Origin of the sequence: Pseudomonas migulae (assembly GCF_024169315.1) — a bacterium.
GTDB classification, from domain to species: Bacteria; Pseudomonadota; Gammaproteobacteria; order Pseudomonadales; family Pseudomonadaceae; genus Aquipseudomonas; species Aquipseudomonas migulae_B.
In genome coordinates this window covers 765,895-788,124 of sequence record NZ_JALJWR010000001.1, presented here as the reverse complement: position 1 = coordinate 788,124, position 22,230 = coordinate 765,895, and the positions used below count along the sequence as shown (strand labels likewise).

The 22,230-nt window shown below is 58.8% G+C and carries 17 protein-coding genes; 14 read left to right on the top strand and 3 right to left on the bottom strand.

Features of this window, described 5'->3' with window-relative positions:
• Positions 1 to 231 precede the first annotated feature (231 nt).
• Positions 232 to 2,706, top strand: a complete 2,475-nt coding sequence (locus tag J2Y86_RS03535) for a UvrD-helicase domain-containing protein (RefSeq protein WP_253428189.1) — start codon at positions 232 to 234, stop codon at positions 2,704 to 2,706.
• 61 nt (positions 2,707 to 2,767) lie between these two features.
• Here the strand turns inward: J2Y86_RS03535 and J2Y86_RS03530 are convergent, their stop codons facing one another.
• Positions 2,768 to 3,040 (bottom strand): DUF1652 domain-containing protein, encoded by a 273-nt coding sequence (locus J2Y86_RS03530; RefSeq protein ID WP_031318908.1) that lies wholly within the window; start codon positions 3,038 to 3,040, stop codon positions 2,768 to 2,770.
• A 263-nt stretch (positions 3,041 to 3,303) separates the two neighbouring features.
• On the opposite strand from J2Y86_RS03530, the gene J2Y86_RS03525 reads away from it, so the two are divergent.
• From J2Y86_RS03525 to J2Y86_RS03510, 4 genes are read left to right on the top strand one after another with little or no spacing between them, the layout of a single operon-like run.
• Positions 3,304 to 4,119: an AraC family transcriptional regulator gene (locus tag J2Y86_RS03525; protein WP_253428187.1), complete on the top strand. Its 816-nt coding sequence runs from the start codon at positions 3,304 to 3,306 to the stop codon at positions 4,117 to 4,119.
• A 50-nt stretch (positions 4,120 to 4,169) separates the two neighbouring features.
• Positions 4,170 to 5,576 carry an NAD(P)/FAD-dependent oxidoreductase gene (locus J2Y86_RS03520; protein ID WP_253428185.1) on the top strand — a complete coding sequence of 469 codons (1,407 nt, stop codon included), beginning with the start codon at positions 4,170 to 4,172 and terminating at the stop codon, positions 5,574 to 5,576.
• A gap of 30 nt (positions 5,577 to 5,606) precedes the next feature.
• On the top strand, positions 5,607 to 5,948 hold the full coding sequence (locus J2Y86_RS03515; protein ID WP_253428183.1) for a cupin domain-containing protein: 342 nt from the start codon (positions 5,607 to 5,609) through the stop codon (positions 5,946 to 5,948).
• A 47-nt stretch (positions 5,949 to 5,995) separates the two neighbouring features.
• A complete protein-coding gene (locus tag J2Y86_RS03510) occupies positions 5,996 to 7,081 on the top strand; it encodes a polyamine ABC transporter substrate-binding protein (protein ID WP_253428181.1) in 1,086 nt (361 codons plus the stop codon).
• A gap of 43 nt (positions 7,082 to 7,124) precedes the next feature.
• Here J2Y86_RS03510 and J2Y86_RS03505 read toward each other — a convergent pair whose 3' ends face one another.
• Entirely contained in the window at positions 7,125 to 7,781 is a 657-nt protein-coding gene (locus tag J2Y86_RS03505) for an MliC family protein (RefSeq protein ID WP_253428179.1), read from the bottom strand.
• Between the two features lie 412 nt (positions 7,782 to 8,193).
• Here J2Y86_RS03505 and J2Y86_RS03500 point away from each other — a divergent pair, with 412 nt between their 5' ends.
• From J2Y86_RS03500 to J2Y86_RS03475, 6 genes are all read left to right on the top strand, one after another.
• Positions 8,194 to 9,651, top strand: a complete 1,458-nt coding sequence (locus J2Y86_RS03500) for a serralysin family metalloprotease (protein ID WP_253428177.1) — start codon at positions 8,194 to 8,196, stop codon at positions 9,649 to 9,651.
• A 75-nt stretch (positions 9,652 to 9,726) separates the two neighbouring features.
• Positions 9,727 to 10,113: an AprI/Inh family metalloprotease inhibitor gene (locus tag J2Y86_RS03495; protein WP_253428175.1), complete on the top strand. Its 387-nt coding sequence runs from the start codon at positions 9,727 to 9,729 to the stop codon at positions 10,111 to 10,113.
• An 80-nt stretch (positions 10,114 to 10,193) separates the two neighbouring features.
• The gene (locus tag J2Y86_RS03490) at positions 10,194 to 11,960 is read left to right on the top strand and encodes a type I secretion system permease/ATPase (RefSeq protein WP_253428173.1); all 1,767 of its coding nucleotides are present in this window, start codon (positions 10,194 to 10,196) and stop codon (positions 11,958 to 11,960) included.
• A complete protein-coding gene (locus tag J2Y86_RS03485) occupies positions 11,957 to 13,291 on the top strand; it encodes an HlyD family type I secretion periplasmic adaptor subunit (protein WP_253428171.1) in 1,335 nt (444 codons plus the stop codon). The genes J2Y86_RS03490 and J2Y86_RS03485 overlap by 4 nt, the downstream gene beginning before the upstream one ends.
• 2 nt (positions 13,292 to 13,293) lie before the next feature.
• A complete protein-coding gene (locus J2Y86_RS03480; protein WP_253428169.1) occupies positions 13,294 to 14,670 on the top strand; it encodes a TolC family outer membrane protein in 1,377 nt (458 codons plus the stop codon).
• A gap of 94 nt (positions 14,671 to 14,764) precedes the next feature.
• Positions 14,765 to 16,612, top strand: coding sequence for a polyurethane esterase (locus J2Y86_RS03475; protein ID WP_253428167.1), 1,848 nt, complete (start codon positions 14,765 to 14,767; stop codon positions 16,610 to 16,612).
• Positions 16,613 to 16,741: 129 nt separating this feature from the next.
• Here J2Y86_RS03475 and J2Y86_RS03470 read toward each other — a convergent pair whose 3' ends face one another.
• Positions 16,742 to 16,966 (bottom strand): YgdI/YgdR family lipoprotein, encoded by a 225-nt coding sequence (locus J2Y86_RS03470; protein ID WP_253428165.1) that lies wholly within the window; start codon positions 16,964 to 16,966, stop codon positions 16,742 to 16,744.
• A 221-nt stretch (positions 16,967 to 17,187) separates the two neighbouring features.
• Here J2Y86_RS03470 and J2Y86_RS03465 point away from each other — a divergent pair, with 221 nt between their 5' ends.
• From J2Y86_RS03465 to J2Y86_RS03455, 3 genes are all read left to right on the top strand, one after another.
• Complete coding sequence (locus J2Y86_RS03465; protein WP_367399708.1) at positions 17,188 to 18,840, top strand: VRR-NUC domain-containing protein; 1,653 nt, start codon at positions 17,188 to 17,190, stop codon at positions 18,838 to 18,840.
• Positions 18,837 to 21,116 (top strand): ATP-dependent DNA helicase, encoded by a 2,280-nt coding sequence (locus J2Y86_RS03460; protein WP_253428163.1) that lies wholly within the window; start codon positions 18,837 to 18,839, stop codon positions 21,114 to 21,116. Before J2Y86_RS03465 ends, J2Y86_RS03460 begins: the two co-directional genes overlap by 4 nt.
• Positions 21,117 to 21,245: 129 nt before the next feature.
• Positions 21,246 to 22,154, top strand: coding sequence for a zeta toxin family protein (locus J2Y86_RS03455; RefSeq protein WP_253428161.1), 909 nt, complete (start codon positions 21,246 to 21,248; stop codon positions 22,152 to 22,154).
• The last annotated feature ends 76 nt before the right edge of the window (positions 22,155 to 22,230 follow it).

Below are 22,230 nucleotides of genomic sequence, written 5' to 3'. Positions count from 1 at the left end.
CTCCTGAAATGGGTTTTGATGGCGAGCATCATCCATCAGGCACTGATCGATAAAAAGCGTAAAAAATGCCTCAATACCATCGAATTAGTTGATATCAAATAACCTCGAAACATTCTCACCCAGCCTTCACTTCATCGCATAAGCCAATGACCTGTAAGCATTTCACTAGAACTGAACGGCAAATGCAGACACCATAGCCTTCAACAGCCTCACACCCTGGAGTCAGCCCGCGTGCCGCAACACACCCCCGATCTTCCTCCTGAACTTCGTCCCCTGGCCGAGATGCCGCTGCTCAAGCGTCTTGCCGCCCGGTTCTTCGGCCATGGCCTGACCCGGCTGCGCGCGCAGCACCGAGCGTCATGGCTGCATGGCCAGGCCGACGGCTTTCGCAGTGGTCACAGCGCCGGAGTGGATTACGGCTATAAGGAAGGCAAGCTCGAAGGGTTGGAGGAAGGTCGGCAGGTGTTGCTGATTCGTGACTCGCGCTCGACCGAACACCGCCCACCCAACGTCGACGACAACCTGTTCGATGATTGGCGCCTGCCATTGAGTGCAGACCTGAAAAAACGCATGAAGGCCGACGTCGCCCGGTTGCTGCCACCCCATGCCCAGCCCAGTGCCGCGCAGTGGAAGATGATTTTCAGCGACACGCCATCGACGTCGGTGATTGCCGGTGCGGGTGCGGGCAAGTCCACCACGCTGGTGTTGCGGATATTGCTGTTAACTCACTATCTGGGCTTCGAGCTCGATTCGATGACGGTGGTTACGTTCACGCGTGAGTCGCGCAAGGACTTCATCAATAAGCTGATCGAGCTGTTTGCGCTCTGGGGCCGAGCACTCAGCTTCAAAGAAGCGCGGGACCTGGTGCGGACCTTCCATTCGCGAATCCTGCCGATGGTGCGCAGTCTGCCGGGTTTCGAGCGGTTGCAAGCCTTCGAAAACCTCAGCCACCGCCCGCAAAATGGCGATGAGGAAGCCGACAGCAACCCGTTCGACCTGCGCATCAATGACGCCCAGCGCCAGCAACTGAACGCCTGTTATCACAGCCTTTACACCCGCGATGAACGTTTTCGCGAGCTGATCACGCCGCTATCCCGCCATGCCTTGCAGCTCAAGGAGCTGGAGCGCGATCACCCGGACGTGCAAAAGCGCATGGCCGTGACCGAACTGGCCGCCAAGCGTGATGAAGAACTGTGCGATTTCATCGAAGATCTGTGGTTTCGCGCCGGTGCCTGGCCGATCAAGGGCATCGAGCCTAACCGTCAGTCGTTCGATATCAACGGCTCGACGTTTCACTGCCATGGCTATATTCCGGGCCTGGACGCCTGGGTGGTACTGGGGTTCGACCCGCGGGAAAACCCGCAGGTCAGCCGCCCGAATGCCAAGCTCAGCGTTCGCGCCGAGTGGGCTGTAAAGCGAACCCTGTTTCAAGCTTTCTGTCGTAAGCCGTTGATATGGCTTGATAGTTATGAATCATCAAAACGGGTTTTGGCCTCGTTGGCAGGGGATGCCAGTGCGGGTCCGGGGTTCGATTACAAGGTCAAGGGCGAACTCGGTTCCGCGCCGTTGCTCGACTGTTTCGTCGCCGCGGCGGGGTTTATCGAGAACCTCGGCCTCGATGTTCCGAAAGCGGTTGGCCAGATGAGTTTCGCCAAGGACGACCCGGACCGTTTTTTCTTCGAGGCCCTGAGCCTTTACTGGCGTGCCCTGGAAGATCATCTGCTGGATCAGAAACCACCGGTGATGACCTACAACCGCATGTTTGCTTTGTTCAGCGAGCACTCCCCGGAGAATCAGAAGCTGTTGAGCGACGAATTGCTACGACCCTTGTCGCACCTGATGATCGACGAATTTCAGGATGTGTCGCCGCAGATCGTTTCCTGGATTCGTGCCAGCCTGGCCGAAATTCGCAGTCGTGGCCCGGCCATGCACGTCGGGCGCGGTGCCCAGCGTTCGTCGCTGCTGTGCGTGGGCGATGACTGGCAGTCCATTTATGGATGGCGCGGCAGTTCACCCACGTACTTCATGGAGTTCAACAAGGAATTCCCGTCGCCGGGCACCACCAGGGTCATGCTCAGTGACAACTATCGCAGCCATCAGCACATCATCGATGCTGCGGAACATATCGTGCGCGCAGCACCGGCCATTGCCGGGAAAAAGGCCAGGGCCAGCGGCGAGCCCAAGTCGTTGCTTCCGGTCAATGTGCTGGATCGCGACGATCAGGGCATGGCGAAACGCCTGATGGAGCACTATAGAAAGGGTGACTCAATCTTGATGCTTTATCGAAAAAGTAGCGATAAGTCACTGATAGAAGAGCATATTCAGTCTGTAGTTAATGTGGATTCTAGCTTGCCGCACGAATCGCGAAGGCTGAAGCAACTGACCTATCACAGCGCCAAAGGCCTTCAGGCCGATGCGGTGTTCCTGCTCGGAGACTGTCAGCACCTGACCAGTTCGCCGTACAAGAATCAGGTCTACCGTATGGCAGGTCTGGGCAAGGCTGGCGACAACGAAGCTTACGATAGCGCGCAGAAATACGAGATCCTGCGACTGGCTTATGTCGGCATCACCCGGGCGGTGAGCCATTGCTATTGGTATGTCGATGGTCAGGACACCCAGGCAGCGAACATGCCCAAGGCTTCCGACCGGATCGGCAAGGGCAAAGCATTCTTTGCCGATCATCGACAGGGCAAGACATCGGCGTAAACCTGCCTCATAAAAAAAGCCCACAAAATGTGGGCTTTTTAGTGCCAATGCGTTTCAACCTTCAGGCATAACTCCTGAGGGCCGCCGGTGGAATGAAAGACTCCAGCTCATCCTCCACCGCTTCGATTATTCGTTCCACATCCGCGGCATTCATGACGGTTGCGCACGGAATACCGGCGATGGCGATCATGGTCTCGCCGCTGGCGCGGTCAAACAGACGGGCAATCATGCTGCCCGGGGCGTCCATGCTCGCCTCAAAACCCATGGGATGAAAATGCCAGCGCATCAGCTGGCAGGCGTTTGGAAAGGTGACCTTACTGAACCCTTTATTCATATGTTGCCCGCCTTCTTCATCGAGCGCTTCCGTTAGCTCATGTTAGGAGGGAAGAGCCTTCATTGGCTCAACCGGTGACTGCCTTTAAAAGTAGCATCCGGATGTGAAAATAATGTGGATTTTTCAGGCCGTTTAGCGATTGGTTCAGTTTTTTTTGATTCAGATCACAGCGCCACCGTTAACAGGCAAAAGGCCAGCGCTGAATCCACGTTGATGCCGGGGCTGAATTTCGGCAAGCTCGCTTTTTTCTCATCGAGACCTTTATGCCCGCCGATGATGATGGTCCGCTGCAAACCCAGGCCACGAGCGAGACGGTCATGCGTTATCACCTGCGCTGGAAACACCGCGACCTCGACGGGGTCATGGCGCTGTATCACCCGGATGTTCAGTACAGCGACTTTTTCCAGAACCGTGTGATGGGGCTCGGCGAGTTGCGCGAATACGTGCGCAGCAGCATGCCGCGCGATCCCGATGAAGCGCTGGAGCACTCGGACCGCATTCGACTGGACGGCAACACGGCGTTCATCCAATACCGCATTACCTTGCGCGGCGGTGAAGGGTTGGTGTCATTTCGCGCCAGTGAGGCGATTACCGTGCGCGACGGGCTGATCTGGCGGGTCAACGAATACGCTTCGTTGGTGCATGAGCAACCCGTCAACAAAACCGCCAACAATCAGCGTCCGGCCGCCAGCCGGCTCGGGCTGTCGCCGCGTCAGCTGAGTTTCATGGCGGAAGATTTGCAACAGTATTTCCAGCGTCAGCAGCCCTATCTGGATCCCGAGCTCGACTTGCAGCGGGTGGCGAAGGAGTGCGGTTACAGTCGCAATCAGATTTCCTATCTGCTGAATCAGGTGCTGGGCCAGAGTTTCTATCGCTACGTTAACCAGGCACGGTTGCAGCATCTGCTCGCCGCGCTGGACACTGCCACGCCGCCACTGCGGATCGATGAGCTGGCATTTGCCGCCGGCTTCAATTCGCTGTCGGCGTTCTACAGCTGTTTCCGTCAGCACACCGGCCTCTCGCCGAAGGCCTACGCCAAACAAATTTCTTTGCGTGCACGCGCGCAAGACAGCCTCTGAGCTCACGCACTAGGATCGACGCCATCGAAGTTTGAGTGGCGGAGTCTTGCATGCCGGCGTGGCGCACTATCAGTTTGTGGATGGACCAGCTCGACGAGCCCCTGTTGGCGCGCCCAGCGCTGGAGCAGGATCTGGACGTCGATGTCGCCATCATTGGCGCGGGGTACACCGGACTCTGGACCGCGTACTACCTCAAGCGCCTGGCGCCGGGGCTGAACATTGCCATCGTAGAAGCGCAGACCGCCGGTTTTGGCGCATCGGGACGCAACGGCGGCTGGCTGATGGGCAATATCCTCGGCGAAGATCGCTTGCTGGCGAATCTGTCGGCCGAACAGCGCCGCGCCTCGTATGATCTCCTGCACAGTATTCCGGATGAAGTGGAGATTGTCCTCGAACGTGAAGGTATCGACTGCGATTACCGTAAAGGTGGCGCGCTGTATTGCGCCGCGCGCTATCCCGAGCAGGAAGCCAGCCTGCGGCACTATCTGGACAAGCTGTACCAGCAAGGCCTGACCGAAAGCGATTACCGCTGGCTCAGCCCCGAGCAGTTGGCCCAACAGATCAGAATGGCCAAGCCTTATGGCGCAATCTATGCCCCGCACGTCGCGACCCTTCACCCGGCGAAGCTGGTTCGAGGCCTGGCCCGGACAGTGGAACGCATGGGCGTCAGGATTTACGAAAACAGCCCGGTCACTCACTGGCAGTCGGGGAGCCTGCGCACGGCAAAAGCCACCGTGCGCAGCCGCTGGATCGTTCCTGCGGTTGAAGGTTACGCGACCACCTTGCCGCCGTTGAGTCGTTACCAGTTGCCGGTGCAAAGCTTGATTGTGGCGACAGAACCCCTGTCCGCGGCGACTTGGGACGAAATCGGCCTAAGTCGCGGCCAGGCGTTTGGCGAAAGCAGCCGGCAGGTCACTTACGGTCAGCGTACGGCGGATAACCGTCTGGTCTTCGGTGCGCGGGGCGGCTATCAGTTCGCCGGCAAACTGCGCCATGACTTCGATCTGACCACCAGCGAAGTAGAGCTGCGCCGTTACCTCTTTGGCGAGCTGTTCCCGCAACTCAAGAACGTTCGGATCACTCACGGCTGGGGTGGCAACCTGGGCATGTCCCGGCGGTTCAAGCCGCACATGTTGTGCGATCAGGCGAGCGGCATTGCGATTTCCGGCGGTTATGGCGGGGAGGGCGTTGGCGCCAGCAACCTGGGCGGGCGAACCCTGGCCGATCTGATCCTGCAACGCGATACCGAGCTGGTTCATCAGCCGTGGGTCATCCCTCAAGGCGGTCTCGATGCGCTCAAAGCCTGGGAGCCGGAGCCCTGCCGCTGGCTTGGCTACAACGCGATCATCCGCAGCTTCGTCCACGAAGACCAGGTCCTGGCCAACCCGGCGACCGCACCCTGGCGGCGCAAGCTCGCCAGCGGGGTTGCCGGGTTCATGGAAGGTTTCATGCAGTAAACGGCGCTCTCTCCATTGAAAGGTATTCCCATGAGCATCACGCAATTCAAGAACACCGCCACCCTGGCGCTGGACGAATCGAACCCGGTTGCCGTGCCGCTGGGCACCCCCGTAGCGGTGGCGTCCAGCACCAGCGTCGAACGCGACGATGGCGTCGAAACCGGCGTCTGGGAATGCACCCCCGGCCGCTGGCGCCGGCAGATCGTGGCCCAGGAATTCTGTCATTTCATCCAGGGACGCTGCACCTTCACCCCGGACGACGGTGAAACCCTCTACATAGAAGCTGGCGATGCACTGATGTTGCCAGCCAACAGCCTCGGGATCTGGGACATCCAGGAAACCGTGCGCAAGACCTACGTTCTGATTTTTTGATCCTCTGATTGCCTGCCAACAACAATAACCCACACAGGAATCCACTCATGATCCGAAAGACCCTGGCACTGGCCCCACTGGCGCTCGTCGTGTCCGTCAGCCACGCGGCCGAAACCGTCAAGATCTACAACTGGTCGGACTACATCGCACCGGACACCACGAAAAACTTCCAGGCAGAAACCGGCATCGGCTTCAGCTACGACGTCTACGACAGCAACGAAACCCTCGACGGCAAGTTGATGACCGGTAAATCCGGCTACGACGTGGTGTTCCCGTCCAACCATTTCATGGCCCGGCAGATTCAGGGCGGGGCGCTGAAGAAACTCGACAAGAGCCAGTTGCCGAACTGGAAGAACCTGAACCCGGTCTTGCTCAAGGCGTTGCAGACCAACGACCCGGGCAACGAGCACGGCTTCCCGTATCTATGGGGCAGCACCGGCATCGGCTATAACATCGCCAAGGTCAAAGCCGTATTGGGCGACAACGCGCCGGTGGATTCCTGGGACCTGATCTTCAAGCCCGAGAACATGGCGAAGCTGCAGAAGTGCGGCGTGGCGATCCTCGACAATGGCCCGGAATTGCTCCCGGCGGCGCTGAATTACCTGGGTCTGCCGCATCACAGCAAGAACCCGGAGGACTACAAAAAGGCAGAAGCGCTGCTGATGAAAGTCCGGCCTTACGTCAGCTACTTCCATTCATCCAAGTACACCAGCGACCTGGCCAACGGTGACATCTGCGTGGCGGTCGGTTTCTCCGGCGACATCCTGCAAGCCGAAACCCGCGCCAAGGAAGCCAAGAACGGCGTGGACATCGGTTATGCGATTCCCAAGGAAGGCGCGGCGATCTGGTTCGACATGGTTGCCATGCCCGTCGATGCCCCGGATGAAAAAGCCGGTTACGCCTTCATGAACTACCTGCTGCGCCCGGACGTCATGGCCAGTATCAGCAACTACGTGCATTACGCCAACGGTAACGAGAAGGCTGACAGCCTGATCGACCCGGCGATCAAGAACGACACCAAGGTCTACCCGAGCCCGGAAATGATGGGGAAATTGTTTGCGCTGGAAGCGATGCCGCTGAATATCGACCGGATTCGGACGCGGGTGTGGAACAAGATTCGCACCGGAAGCTGATACGCCAGATAAGGCCAACGGGACAGGATGTCCCGTTGCGCGATCAGGTAGTCGGCTCAACCGTACAACTCATTCGCCCCGAGCCCGGTATCTGGAAAAATGCTTCGTTTTCGTCCTGCCAGAAGCTGTAGCTACCCCGGTTGTCCTTGGCGTTGTATTGGGTAGCGGAATCATTCGGCACCTGGATCAGGGTGACAGCGGTATTCGCCCATTTCAGGTACACCACACGCGGTTCGACATTGAAGAAAGTGGCGGCAATCAATGCGTTCAGCCCTGCGCAATGCAAGGCTATGGGGCCATCGGTGAGCCTGCTCGGATCCTTGGTTCGTGCAATCGCCGAACCCTGACGAAGCTGATGCGCACGCTCGGCATAACTGCGGATCGTGCATGCCTTGGGCTCTGCTGCGGAAGCACACTGATTGCGGGCGTCGGCCCAGAACCGCTGTTCGACCTCGACTTTGTCGGGAAGCGGCACCGAATGAACGTCCGTGAGCACCAGGCGATAGAGACGCGTCAGTTCAATATCCATCTGCTTCAGTTGCGGGTCGCGACAGATAAGCTTCTCGATGGTTGCGCTGGCCTTGGCGCAATCGAAGCTGGTCGCCAGGACCGTAGAAGTCCCGGCGCTTGCGCAAAAACTCGTCGCCGCGCACGCGCTGGCGGCAATGAGCGTGGCCAAAAAGGGCGTGACCATTTTCATGTCGGCTTCACCCGGATCATTTCGTAAGCCCGCGAAGAACGATAACTCGGTATTTCAGTGTGGTCACATTCCTCGAAAAGTCTAATTTTCACTGATCGAAGTGTACGAGCCAACACATGAATAGTCAGACGATTCCCGTCCCGATAACTTACCTTTATTTAATATTTAAATTGCCGATTGTCAGACAATAACTTCAGCTGATTATTTTCACATTCATTCTTTTCCCAGTGCGCCTATTGTTTCCGGGCGCTTTGCGGAATACACAAACTTGACGCCAAAAAAGTAGTGGACGTTTGATTTCAAATTGTGTCAGTTTTCTTTCGCCTTCATTGGGCGAGTGATAGGACGATCTCGCCAGGGATTGTCGCTATCTGACTAAAACTGTTCCATGGCAATACAAGGAAGTGTGTTTATGTCGAAAGTAAAAGTTAACGCTATTGAGATTGCTGAACTGGCCTTCCAGCCTTTGCAGGCATTGGCGGCCCCCAGTTCTGCATTCAATCAGATCAATAGTTTCAGCCATCAATACGACCGTGGCGGTAACCTCACGGTCAATGGCAAACCCTCGTTCTCCGTCGACCAGGCAGCCACCCAATTGCTGCGCGACGGCGCTGCCTACCAGGACAAGGACGGCAGCGGCAAAATCGAACTGACCTACACGTTCCTGACCTCGGCCTCGTCGAGCACCATGAACAAGCACGGGATCACCGGCTTCAGCCAATTCAGTGCCCAGCAAAAAGGCCAGGCCGTGCTCGCCATGCAATCCTGGGCCGACGTGGCCAACGTCACCTTCACGGACAAGGCCAGCGGCGGCGACGCTCACATGACCTTCGGCAACTACAGCGGCGGTCAGGACGGTGCGGCGGCATTCGCTTACTTGCCTGGCACGGGCGCGGGGTATGACGGGACTTCCTGGTACCTGATCAACAGCGGCTACACGGCCAACAAGACACCGGAACTGAACAATTACGGGCGTCAAACCCTCACTCACGAAATCGGCCACTCCCTGGGCCTGGCGCATCCTGGTGACTACAACGCCGGCGAAGGCGCACCGACCTACAACGACGCGTCCTACGGGCAAGACACCCGCGGCTACAGCGTCATGAGCTACTGGAGTGAAAGCAACACCAGCCAGAACTTCAGCAAGGGCGGTGTCGAAGCCTACTCGTCGGGCCCGTTGATGGACGATATCGCAGCCATCCAGAAGCTCTACGGCGCCAACACCACCACCCGTACCGGTGACACCACCTACGGCTTCAACTCCAATGCCGGCCGCGACTTCCTGAGCGCGTCTTCATCGTCGGACAAGGTCGTGTTTTCGGTGTGGGATGCGGGCGGCAAGGACACCCTGGATTTCTCCGGGTTTACCCAAAACCAGAAGATCAACCTCAATGAGGCCTCGTTCTCCGACGTTGGCGGCCTGGTGGGTAATGTGTCCATCGCCAAGGGCGTTAGCGTCGAAAACGCCATCGGCGGTTCGGGCAATGATTTGCTGATCGGTAACGGCGTAGCCAACGAGCTGAAGGGCGGTGCCGGCAACGACATCCTTTACGGCGCGGGCGGTGGGGACAAATTGTGGGGCGGCGTTGGTTCGGACACCTTTGTGTTCGCGGCCAGCAGCGACTCCAAGCCGGGTGCGGTCGACCAGATCCTCGATTTTGTCAGCGGTCTCGACAAGATCGACCTGACCGGCATCACCAACGGCGCAGGCCTGCATTTTGTGAGCGCATTCACGGGGGCGGCCGGCGATGCAGTGCTGACCACCTCCGGTGGCAACAGCCTGTTGTCGGTGGACTTCTCCGGGCATGGCGTGGCTGATTTCCTCGTCAGCACCGTAGGCCAGGCGGCGTTCTCGGACATCGTGGCCTGATTCAAGGCAAAAGGAGGGCGGCGCCGCAAGCGCCGCTCTTTGCCCCTTGAGCCACAATCCTGAGTAAAACGCCCTATGATCCCTGACGCTTTTACCTACAAAGCAACCGCGTGGCTGTTCGCGACGCTCATGATGTTTTTTGGAGATGTAGCCATGGCAAGCAGCCTGAAGTTGGCAGACCCGTCGGAACTGGCGGGGAAATGGCGGGTGACGCAACAGGACAATCCGTCGAACGTTTGCCCCTTGGAATTCAAAGCTAACCAGACCTTGGGCGACGGCACCGAGTGCCTCGCTGGATGGTTGGGAGAGCAGCCGATCGGTTGGTTTCCCGAGCCCGACGGCATCGCGCTCACCGGTAAGGAAGGGTCGAAGATTGTGTTTTTCAGTCGTCAGCGTGACGGACTGTATCGAGGCACTTCGAAGACCGGGCTGGTCATTACACTTGAGCACCCGCTGTATTAATCGAAACCCTACTAGTTGTGATTAAAGTGTAAGTAACAACCTCGCCAGGCAGGCGAGGGATAACACCTCAGGAAGAGCGCATGAAGATCGCAAAGAATCCAGTCGCCGCGCCGTTAATTATGGCGCTGGGTGACTACAAGAGCATTTTGATCAGCGTCGGCTGTTTTACGGCGCTGATCAACATTCTGATGTTAGTGCCCTCTATCTACATGCTTCAGGTTTATGACCGGGTATTGTCTTCGCAAAATGAAACCACACTGGCGATGTTGTCACTCATGGTCGTCGGGTTCTTTGCGTTTATCGGTTTGCTGGAGATTATCCGCAGTTTCATCGTCATTCGTATCGGCAGCCAACTGGAGCGACGCTTCAACCTGCGGGTGTATCAAGCGGCGTTCGAGCGCAACCTGTTCAGGGGCGAGGGCAACGCCGGGCAGTCGCTGGGGGATCTGACCCACATTCGCCAGTTCGTGACCGGCCCGGCGTTGTTTGCCTTCTTCGACGCGCCGTGGTTTCCGGTGTACCTGTTGGTGATTTACCTGTTCAACGTCTGGCTCGGCGTGTTTGCCACGGCGGGCGCGGTGTTGCTGATCGGGCTGGCGTGTCTCAATGAGGCGATGACCAAAAAACCGCTGGGTGGCGCGGCGGTGTTTTCCCAGAAGTCCAGCCAGATGGCCACCAGTCACCTGCGTAACGCGCAAACCATTCAGGCCATGGGCATGCTCGGTGCCTTGCGCCATCGCTGGTTCCAGGTGCATTCGCGATTCCTCGGCCTGCAGAACCAGGCGAGTGATACCGGCGCGGTCATCAGTTCCCTGAGCAAAACCCTGCGCCTGTGCCTGCAATCACTCGTGTTGGGACTTGGCGCATTGCTGGTGATCAAGGGCGATATGACGGCGGGGATGATGATCGCCGGCTCGATCCTGATGGGACGTGTGCTGAGCCCCATCGATCAGTTGATCGCCGTGTGGAAACAGTGGAGTGGCGCGAAACTCGCCTACCGGCGTCTCGACGAACTGCTGCAAGCCTTTCCTCCAAGCGACGACGCCATGGCGTTGCCGGCGCCGAAAGGGCAGATCACGTTCGAACAGGTCAGTGCCGGCCCACCCGGACAACGGGGCGCCACCTTGCATATGCTCAGTTTCCAGCTCGGTGCCGGCGAAGTGCTGGGCGTGCTGGGGGCTTCCGGTTCCGGCAAATCGACGCTGGCCCGAGTGTTGGTCGGTGTGTGGCCGACGCTTGGCGGCACTGTGCGGCTCGACGGTGCCGACATCCATCGCTGGAACCGCGACGAACTCGGCCCCTACATCGGTTACTTGCCCCAGGACATCGAATTGTTCAGTGGCAGCATCGCGCAAAACATCGCCCGGTTCCGTGAGGCCGATCCGCAAAAAGTCGTGGAAGCGGCGCATCAGGCCGGCGTCCATGACTTGATCCTGCGCCTGCCTCAGGGCTACGACACGGTTCTTGGTGAGGATGGTGGCGGCTTGTCCGGCGGTCAAAAACAGCGCGTGGCGCTTGCGCGAGCCCTGTACGGCAAACCGAGCCTGGTGGTGCTGGATGAGCCGAATTCCAACCTCGACACCGTCGGCGAAGCCGCATTGGCCGGCGCGATTGCGCAAATGAAAGCCCAGGGCACCAGCGTGATTCTAGTGACTCACCGTTCTTCGGCGCTGGCCCAGGCCGACAAATTGCTGGTGCTCAATGATGGACGCTTGCAGGCGTTCGGCCCGAGCCAGGACGTGCTCAAGGCCCTCGCCGGCGCTCAGGAACACAAGCCCGCCACGGCACCGGGCGGGCTGAGCATGAGCCGGCAATACCAGCCCTCGACAAGGAATTCGAGTGTATGAGCAACAACAGCGAAGCCACCCTGGAACACGATTACCTCACCGAACGCCCGGAGCGCGACGCAAGGTTTTTTGCGCGCATGGGCTGGTTGCTGGCGATCGTCGGCGCCGGCAGTTTCTTTCTCTGGGCCAGCCTTGCGCCACTCGATCAGGGCATTCCCGTGCAAGGCACGGTCGTGGTCTCCGGTAAGCGCAAAGCCGTGCAATCGATGAGCAGCGGCGTGGTCAGCCAGATTCTGGTGCGCGAAGGCCAGGTGGTGAAGCAGGGCCAGCCATTGTTCCAGCTCGACCGCACGCAAGTCACCGCCGACGTGCAATCCCTGCGCGCCCAATACCGCATGGCCTGGGCCAGCCTGGCGCGCTGGCAAAGCGAACGGGACAACCTCAAACAGGTGAATTTTCCTGCCGAACTGAGCAACGATCCCGACCCACGCCTGGCACTGGTCCTAGAAGGTCAACGGCAATTGTTCAGCAGTCGCCGCGAAGCGTTTTCCCGTGAACAGGCCGCCTTGCGCGCCAGCATCGAAGGCGCCGGGGCGCAACTGGCCGGCATGCGCCGCGCCCGTTCGGATCTGACCGCCCAGGCCAGTTCGCTGCAGCAACAACTGGGCAATCTTCAGCCGCTGGCGGACAACGGCTACATCCCGCGCAACCGGCTGATGGAGTACCAGCGCCAGTTGTCGCAAGTCCAACAACAATTGGCAGAAAACAGCGGTGAAAGCGGTCGGGTGGAGCAGGGCATCCTCGAATCGCGCCTGAAGCTGCAACAACACATCGAGGAATACCAGAAAGAAGTCCGCACCCAACTGGCCGATGCGCAACTCAAAAGCGTGACCCTCGAAGAGCAACTGACCTCTGCCGGATTCGACCTGCAACACAGCGAGATCATCGCCACCGCCGACGGCATCGCGGTCAACCTCGGGGTGCACACCGAAGGCGCCGTGGTGCGTCAGGGCGAAACCCTGCTGGAGATCGTCCCGCAAGGCGCACATCTGGAAGTCGAGGGGCACCTGCCGATCAACCTGATCGACAAGGTCGGCACGCATCTGTCGGTGGACATCCTGTTCACCGCGTTCAACCAGAGCCGTACGCCGCGTGTGCCCGGTGAAGTCAGCCTGATTTCCGCCGACCAGATGGTCGATGAAAAAACCGGCGTGCCGTATTACGTGCTGCGCAGCAGTGTCAGCGATCAGGCCATGGAAAAACTCAACGGCCTGGTGATCAAGCCCGGCATGCCCGCGGAAATGTTCGTGCGCACCGGCGAGCGCTCGCTCCTCAACTATCTGTTCAAACCGCTGCTCGACCGCGCAAGTTCCGCGTTGACCGAGGAATAAGGATGTTCCGCAGTATGAATAAGCTTTCCCTTTTCGCGGCGAGTCTCGCGTTGCTGACCTGCAACGCGTCAATGGCCATGGGCCCGTTCGACATTTACGAACAAGCGTTGCGCAATGATCCGGTGTTTCTCGGCGCCATCAAGGAACGCGATGCCGGCCTGGAAAACCGTGCCATCGGCCGCGCCGGGCTGCTGCCACACCTGGGTTACACCTACAACAAGGGCCGCAACACCTCCAAGGTCACCTACCTCAACGAGCGCGGGGAAAACCAGCGTGATGATCGCAACTACAGCAGTTACGGCTCGACCCTGACGCTGCAACAACCGTTGATCGATTACGAAGCCTATGCCGCGTACCGCAAAGGTGTGGCGCAGTCACTGTTCGCCGATGAAACCTTCCGCGGCAAGAGCCAGGAATTGCTGGTGCGGGTGCTGGAAAGCTACACCCAGGCGCTGTTCGCTCAAGACCAGATCGATATTGCACAAGCGAAAAAGAAGGCTTTCGAACAACAGTTCCAGCAGAACGAACACATGTTCCGCCAGGGCGAAGGCACGCGCACCGATATTCTCGAGGCCGAATCCCGTTACGAACTGGCGACCGCCGAAGAGATCGAGGCGCGCAACGAGCAGGATGCGTCCCTGCGAGAGCTCGGTGCATTGATCGGCGTGTCGGCCATTGACATCGGGGATCTGGCGCCGCTGGATCAGAACTTTCAGACCTTCACCCTGCAACCCGCCCGATACGACACTTGGCACGAGATGGCCGTGGCGAACAACCCGAACCTGGCGTCGCAGCGCCAGGCCGTGGAAGTGGCGCGCTACGAAGTCGAACGCAATCGCGCCGGGCACCTGCCGAAAGTCAGTGCGTATGCGTCGGTGCGGCAGAACGAATCGGAAAGCGGCAACACCTACAACCAGCGCTACGACACCAACACCATCGGCATCGAAGTCAACGTGCCGCTGTATGCCGGCGGCGGGGTTTCCGCCTCGACGCGCCAGGCCAGCCGGGCCATGGAGCAGGCGGAGTACCAGCTGGATGGTCAGACCCGGGAGACGCTGATCGAGCTGCGTCGGCAGTTCAGCGCCTGCCAGTCGGGGGTGAGCAAACTGCGGGCCTATCAGAAAGCCCTGACGTCCGCCGAAGCCCTGGTGGTCTCGACGAAGCAGAGCATCCTCGGCGGTGAACGGGTCAACCTCGATGCGCTCAACGCCGAACAACAGCTCTACACCACACGCCGCGACCTGGCCCAGACCCGGTACGACTATTTGATGGCCTGGATCAAGCTGCATTACTACGCCGGCACCCTGAACGAGCAGGACCTGGCCAAAGTGGGTGAGGCGTTTGGGCAAGGCCCGCCGTCACGCCGCGAAGATCTCTGAAACATCCACCAGTGGAATACCGGCAGGCACTCACAACTGTGGCGAGGGGCCCCGCTTAGGTGAACAGCATTCCAACAAAAAGAGAGGCTTTACCATGGGTGTGTACGACTACAAAAACTTCGGTACAGCAGACTCAAAGGCGTTGTTCACCGACGCCATGGCGATCACGCTGTATTCCTATCACAACCTCGATAACGGTTTTGCCACCGGTTACCAGCACAACGGCTTTGGCCTTGGCTTGCCGGCGACGTTGGTGACTGCGCTGATTGGCGGCACTGACTCCCAGGGTGTAATCCCCGGCGTGCCGTGGAATCCGGATTCGGAAAAAGCCGCGCTCGACGCGGTGCACAAGGCTGGCTGGACGCCCATTACCGCGACTCAACTGGGCTATGACGGCAAGGTCGATGCCCGCGGAACCTTTTTCGGCGAAAAGGCCGGATACACCAGCGCTCAGGTGGAAATCCTCGGCAAGTACGACGCCCAGGGCCATCTCAGCGAAGTCGGCATCGCCTTTCGCGGCACCAGTGGGCCACGGGAAAGCCTGATCAGCGACTCGATCGCTGACGGGATCAACGATCTGCTCGCCGCATTGGGGCCGAAGGATTACGCCAGGAACTACGTGGGCGAAGCGTTTGGCGACTTGCTGGGCGATGTCGCGGCATTTGCCCGGGCCAACGGTCTGTCGGGCAAGGACGTGCTGGTCAGCGGCCACAGCCTCGGCGGTCTGGCGGTAAACAGCCTGGCAGACCTGAGCAACGACAAGTGGGCCGGGTTCTACAAGGACGCCAACTACATCGCCTACGCGTCGCCCACCCAAAGCAGCACCGATAAAGTGCTCAACGTCGGTTATGAGAACGACCCGGTATTTCGCGCGCTCGACGGCTCATCCTTCAACCTGTCTTCAGTGGGCGTGCACGATGCCCATCAGGATTCGGCGACCAACAACATCGTCAGCTTCAACGATCATTACGCGTCGACGGCGTGGAATGTGCTGCCGTTTTCCATCCTCAATATCCCTACCTGGATTTCCCACCTGCCGACGGCGTATGGCGATGGCATGTCCCGGGTGCTGGAGTCGCAGTTCTATGACCTCACCAGCAAGGACTCGACCGTCATCGTCGCCAACCTGTCCGATCCGGCGCGCGGCAACACCTGGGTCCAGGACCTCAATCGCAATGCCGAGACCCACAAGGGCAGCACCTTCATCATCGGCAGCGACGGCAACGACCTGATCCAGGGCGGCAAGGGCAACGACTACCTGGAAGGCCGCGATGGCAATGACACCTTCCGCGACGGTGGTGGCTACAACATCGTGCTGGGTGGCAAGGGCAGCAACGTGCTGGACTTGCAGCAGTCGGTGAAAACCTTCGATTTCGCCAATGACGGCGCCGGCAACCTGTACATCCGCGATGCGCAGGGCGGCATCAGCATCACTCGCGACATTGGCAGCCTTGTCACCAAGGAGCCGGGGTTTCTCTGGGGGGTGTTCAAGGATGACGTGAGCCACAGCGTTACGGCCAACGGTCTGGCGGCAGGAAACAACCTGACCCAATACGCCTCGACACTGAAGGGCGGAGCGGGCGCCGATACGCTAAAGGCTCACGTCAGCGGTGATTGGTTGTTTGGCCTGGAGGGCAACGACCATTTGATCGGCGGCCAAGGCAACGACGTGTTCGTCGGTGGCGCGGGGAATGACCTGATGGAGTCGGGCGGCGGGATCGACACGTTCCTGTTCAGTGGCGCGTTCGGCCATGACCGGGTGGTGGGCTATCAGGCGAATGACAAGCTGGTGTTTCTTGGAGTTCAGGGGGTGTCGCCCAATGACGATTATCGGGCTCATGCCACGGCAGTCGGGAACGACACGGTGCTGACGTTTGGCGGTGATTCGGTGACGTTGGTCGGGGTTGGGCTGGATAGCCTGGGCGGCGTTGTTATTGCCTGAAAATGATGTGGCGTCTGCAAGAGCCTCTTCGCGGGCAAGCCTCGCTCCTGCAGGGATCATCGTCGAGCACAAATTGTGCGTAGATCCTGTAGGAGCGAGGCTTGCCCGCGAAGAACGATAACGCGGTCTTCAGTCTTCCTTGCGAACCGTTGCCACCTCATCAACCTTGACCTTCACCTTCGTTCCGGAAATATCTTCAAATTCGTAAAAGCCTTCCTTGTTGTTGGCTTTCGGCATGTCCTTGGTCAAATACTGGGTGCCGTTCTGCAGGGTCACCACCGTTGGCGTCGAGCAACCGGCGAGGGTCAGCAGAGCCGCCATGGCCAGTGGCAAACCCAGAGTCTTGATATTCATAACCACCTCTCATCCTCCAATAAACAGCGCGACCGCTTCGAATCCTCCAATCGTCACTGTACCTCTAACGCGGTTGGTACGATGGATCGCGGGAAAGTTCGACAGACAGCCGAAATATTCCTGATCGCGCCGCCGCTTATCCTTTTCCGTTTGCACCGGACAGGGCGTTGCTGGTATCTGTACGCATAACCAGTACTCGTTCCCTATGGCCCTGTTTTCCTGTGACCCAGAATCCGCTCGACGATCCGTTCTATTACTTGAACAACTTCATGCAAGTGCTTGATTGGCTTGAGCATCGCTATGCCGATGTGCTGACGATCGAGGAGCAAACCTTCATCCGTGAATTCAACCGGCTGCCCCGCGAGTCCAGGGCGTTGCTGGTGCGGATGGTGATGCGCAAGGGAATTCACTTCCGGGCGAGCAAACTGCATTACCTCGAGATTGGCGACATCGCCAGCGCCGCGAAGCCATTGCTGGAACTGGGCTGGATCGATGAGCAGGCGCCGCTGTCACTCGACACGTTGTTCGACGTGTTGCTCAAGGCGGAAATCGTGCAGTGCTTCGGCACCGCCATTGATCAGCCCAAAGGCAAAAAGAACGAGTGGCTTGCGACCCTGAGCGAACGGTTTCCCGAAGCGCTCAGCTTTAGCCATTGGTGCGCGCCACTGCAGGACCGGTTGTTCAGCCTGACCATCATGGGCCTGTGTGATCGCCTGCGCCTGATGTTCTTCGGCAATCTTTATCAGGACTGGTCAGAGTTTGTGCTGGCCGACCTCGGCATCTTTACCTACGAAAAAGTCGAGTTCTGCGCCGAATCCCGAGGCCTGCGCAATCGCGAGGATGTGGATGCCTGTTTCTTCCTTCACGAATGCCAGCAGCGTTTGGAAGCGGGTGAGGCGGTGGCGGAGATCGTCGAGCAGATCAACGGGCTGACACTGACCAATCCCTGGTTGCAGAAACGGCGCGGCAAGCTGTTGTTCCAGATCGGCCAGCATTGCGAACGCATGGCGGATTTCGCCAATGCGCTGGGCATTTATCGCGACTGTGCCTGGCCCGGTGCGAGGTCGCGTTTGATTCGTGTACTGGAGCGCTGCGGCGAGTACCAACTGGCCATGGACCTGGCCACGGTTGCCGGCCAATCACCGGAAAGTGCTGCCGAACAACAGCACCTACTGCGTGTAGTGCCCCGGCTGCGACGCAAGCTCGGCGGGCCGCCCGCAAAACGTTCGTCCCCAAGGGAGATGCTGCGCCTGGACCTGCAACTGCCCAGAATCGATCCCGTGCTGTCGGTGGAATTTTACGTACAGGCGCATCTGGCCGAGGACTCGGCACCGGTGCATTACGTCGAAAACAGCCTGATCAACTCGTTGTTCGGCTTGCTGTGCTGGCCCGCGATCTTCGCACCGTTGCCGGGGGCGTTTTTCCATCCGTTCCAGCGTGGGCCGGTGGATCTGCTCAATGAAGACTTCCATGCACGGCGTGCGGATCTGTTCCAGGCCTGCCTCGCCGAACTCGATGACGGGCGTTACCTGCAGACGATCCGGGAACGGTATGCCGCCAAATGGGGCGTGCAATCGCCGTTCGTGTTCTGGGGCGCGTTAAACGAAGATCTGCTCGATCAGGCGCTTGATTGCCTGCCGGCCGAGCATCTCAAACACTGGTTCAACCGCTTGCTGCTGGACATCAAGGCCAACCGTGCCGGGATGCCTGACCTGATCCAGTTCTGGCCGCAGCACAAGACCTACCGCATGATCGAAGTCAAAGGCCCTGGCGATCGCCTGCAAGACAATCAGTTGCGCTGGCTCGAGTTCTGCCATGAACACCAGATGCCCATTGCCGTCTGCTACGTGCAATGGGCGGAGCAGAGCGCTTGAGCTACAGCATCGCGGTGCGGGCGTTGTGCGAGTTCACCGCCAAGGTCGGCGACCTCGACTTGCGCTTCACGCCATCGCCGACTGCGCTGGAAGGCATCGTCGGCCACCGGACGGTGGCGTCCCGGCGCAGCGACGGTTATCAGAGTGAAGTCGCGCTTGAAGGCCTGTATCAAACGTTGAAGGTCAAGGGCAGGGCGGACGGCTACGACCCGGTGCAAAACTGCCTGGAAGAAGTCAAAACCTACCGGGGCGACCTGAGCAAGCAACCGGCCAACCATCGCCAGCTGCACTGGGCTCAGGCCAAGGTCTACGGCTGGTTGATATGCCAGAAACTGGACCTGGCGCAGATCAACCTGGCGCTGGTGTACTTCGACATCGTCAGCGAAAAGGAGACCTGCCTCGTCGAAGCGTTCAGCGCTGAAGAACTGAAAGTATTCTTCGAACATCATTGCCAGCTGTTCTTGCGCTGGGCCGAACAGGAAATGGCCCATCGCGAAGCACGCAACGCTGCGGCGCAGCAACTGGCGTTTCCCCATGCCGGTTTTCGTCCGGGGCAACGGCATCTGGCTGAATCGGTGTTCAAGGCCGTCAGCACTGGCCGTTGCCTGATGGCCCAGGCCCCGACCGGAATCGGCAAGACCGTCGGCACGCTGTTTCCAATGCTCAAGGCCCTGGCGCCGCAGCAACTGGACAAGGTGTTTTTCCTCACGGCGAAAACCCCCGGGCGCAAACTGGCGCTCGATGCGGCGCAGGTCATTCTCGACAGCGCGGCGGCGCCACCGTTGCGTGTCCTGGAAATGATCGCCCGGGACAAGGCTTGCGAGCATCCGGACAAGGCCTGCCACGGCGAATCCTGCCCGTTGGCCCAGGGTTTCTATGATCGGTTGCCGGCCGCGCGCCAGGCCGCCAGCGAACTGTCACTGTTGAATCAGAGTGCCTTGCGCGAAGTGGCCTCGAAGCACGATGTCTGCCCTTATTACCTGAGCCAGGAAATGGCCCGTTGGTCCGACGTGGTGGTCGCTGACTACAACTACTATTTCGATTTCAGCGCGTTGCTGTTCGGGCTGGCCCAGGCCAACAACTGGAACGTCGCGGTGCTGGTGGACGAAGCCCACAACCTGGTGGAGCGCGGGCGACAGATGTACAGCGCCAGCCTTGACCAGTCGACGCTCAACGGTGTGCGCAAAACGGCTCCCGAGCCCCTGAAGAAAGCCCTGCAGCGGGTCAATCGCGAGTGGAACGCCCTGCATAACCTGCAACTCGCGCCGTACCAGGCCTACGATAAACCCCCGGAGAAACTGCTCCAGGCATTGTCGTCATGCAGCGCAAGCATCGGCGATTACCTCAACGATCATCCCCAGGGCCTGGACAGCGCCTTGCAGAATTTCTACTTCGACATGCTGCAGTTCTGCCGCGTCGCCGAGCTCTTCGATGAACAGTTCCTGTTCGACATCAGCAAGCGCGACCTCGACCGCCCGCGCAACCTGTCGCAATTGTGCCTGCGCAACGTGGTGCCTGCCGGTTTCATCCGCCCGCGCCTGACGGCGGCACGCAGTACCGTGCTGTTTTCCGCGACGTTGAGCCCTCGTCATTACTACGCCGATTTACTCGGAACGCCGGCGGACACCGTCTGGATCGACGTCGAATCGCCGTTTCACGCTGACCAGTTGAAGGTCCATATCGTCAGCGAGATTTCCACGCGGTTTGTCCATCGACAGTCTTCCCTGGCGCCGATCGTCGAGTTGATCGCCAGGCAGTTCGCCCAACGTCCCGGCAACTACCTGGCTTTTTTCAGCAGCTTCGATTACTTGCAGCAAGTGGCACAGCTCCTGGCCGAGACACATCCACACATCAATCTCTGGGCGCAATCCCGGGGCATGGGGGAAGGGCAGCGTCAGGACTTTCTCGATCAGTTCACCGAGCACAGTCAGGGCATCGGTTTCGCGGTGCTGGGCGGGGCGTTTGGCGAGGGCATCGACTTGCCCGGTGCACGGTTGATCGGCGCATTCATCGCCACCCTCGGACTGGCGCAACTCAACCCGGTCAATGAACAGTTGAAACATCGGATGGCAGCTATTTTCGGTGCCGGTTATGACTACACCTACCTGTTTCCCGGCGTGCAGAAAGTGGTTCAGGCCGCAGGACGCGTGATCCGTACCCAACAGGACCAAGGGGTGGTGATGTTGATCGATGACCGGTTTGGCGACAGTAAGGTCAAACAGCTGCTACCGCGTTGGTGGTCGGTTGCTCCGACGATTTTGCTCTCTGCCGAGTAGGAACTTTTTCCCTTAGAAAACATCGACATATCTTGAAAGCTAACGGCGTTTGAAGAAACGGTGAGTGCACGCTTTATTGAGAGGGCAAGGCATCACGTTCAAGCCCGTCTTTGATAAGGAAATCAAGGCATGTCAGAAGCTTCGAAATACACGTACACCTCTGCCGAGGTCACAGAGGCATACGATGAAATAAAAGTGACCCTGTTCAACGGCATCACTGCCGAGGCGACGCCAAAAATACTGGTGGTTGCCGGGCTACAGGCCTCGGGCAAAACGTATCTGCTGGAAAAGACCCTTTTGCCGTCAACGCGCTACGACAACTACGTTCGTTTGTACCTGCCCAAGTACCGGGAAAAACACCCTCAATACGCAGAGATGATCAAACTCGGCGTTTTGCATGCGTACGAGCATACAGAGGCATTTGTGCGGGAAGTCTGCGCGAAGATCTTTAACCAGGCTTTCGCCGGCAAATACAACATCATCATGGAGTGCGCGTTCGATAGCATCGATTTCGCCGCCTTTCCGCCGATGGCAACCGCCGCGGGCTATCAGTTCGAGACCCATATCGTCGGCTGTACTCAAGAGTTCGCTCACATTTCGAGCATCCAGAGAGCACTAAAAAGCCTTGAAAAATCGGAAATGGAAAGATTTCTGACAAAATCAACGCTGGCCGCCAGTATGGGATATGCACAAGCGATCATCCTGGCTTTCGAGACGGCTTCAAAAGCGATCAGCGGTTCGCAAATCACCGTGTACGAACGCGGGTTTGGCGCGTTGAACGAGCGAGCGATGCGGGCTCAGAGCACTTATGCCAAAGCGGCCGACGGCTCCGTGAGCAAAACGACAACCTTGAGGCATTTTGAGTACGCCGTTTACTCCCGGATCATCGATAACCATGCCTTTGCGGTAAATGGTCACCACGAAATCATCAAGGAGTGCCATCTGGCGCTGCTCGAGACAGCCGGTCATACCCAGTACGTACCCGGTTTCGTCTACAACGATCTGTACGCCTGCATCATCAGGTACGCAGACCGATAACACTTTGCATCAGTGCCGCTTTTCGGCTTTCCAAAATCCCGGTTTATCGCATACTCCAGAAAACATACCTGACGTG

Coding starts and splice junctions, on each gene's coding strand:
- J2Y86_RS03530 (WP_031318908.1), bottom strand. CDS start 3,040: ATGAATAAAGGGTTCAGTAAGGTCACCTTTCCAAACGCCTGCCAGCTG.
- J2Y86_RS03525 (WP_253428187.1), top strand. CDS start 3,304: ATGCCCGCCGATGATGATGGTCCGCTGCAAACCCAGGCCACGAGCGAG.
- J2Y86_RS03520 (WP_253428185.1), top strand. CDS start 4,170: ATGCCGGCGTGGCGCACTATCAGTTTGTGGATGGACCAGCTCGACGAG.
- J2Y86_RS03515 (WP_253428183.1), top strand. CDS start 5,607: ATGAGCATCACGCAATTCAAGAACACCGCCACCCTGGCGCTGGACGAA.
- J2Y86_RS03510 (WP_253428181.1), top strand. CDS start 5,996: ATGATCCGAAAGACCCTGGCACTGGCCCCACTGGCGCTCGTCGTGTCC.
- J2Y86_RS03505 (WP_253428179.1), bottom strand. CDS start 7,781: ATGAAAATGGTCACGCCCTTTTTGGCCACGCTCATTGCCGCCAGCGCG.
- J2Y86_RS03500 (WP_253428177.1), top strand. CDS start 8,194: ATGTCGAAAGTAAAAGTTAACGCTATTGAGATTGCTGAACTGGCCTTC.
- J2Y86_RS03495 (WP_253428175.1), top strand. CDS start 9,727: ATGATCCCTGACGCTTTTACCTACAAAGCAACCGCGTGGCTGTTCGCG.
- J2Y86_RS03490 (WP_253428173.1), top strand. CDS start 10,194: ATGAAGATCGCAAAGAATCCAGTCGCCGCGCCGTTAATTATGGCGCTG.
- J2Y86_RS03485 (WP_253428171.1), top strand. CDS start 11,957: ATGAGCAACAACAGCGAAGCCACCCTGGAACACGATTACCTCACCGAA.
- J2Y86_RS03480 (WP_253428169.1), top strand. CDS start 13,294: ATGTTCCGCAGTATGAATAAGCTTTCCCTTTTCGCGGCGAGTCTCGCG.
- J2Y86_RS03475 (WP_253428167.1), top strand. CDS start 14,765: ATGGGTGTGTACGACTACAAAAACTTCGGTACAGCAGACTCAAAGGCG.
- J2Y86_RS03470 (WP_253428165.1), bottom strand. CDS start 16,966: ATGAATATCAAGACTCTGGGTTTGCCACTGGCCATGGCGGCTCTGCTG.
- J2Y86_RS03455 (WP_253428161.1), top strand. CDS start 21,246: ATGTCAGAAGCTTCGAAATACACGTACACCTCTGCCGAGGTCACAGAG.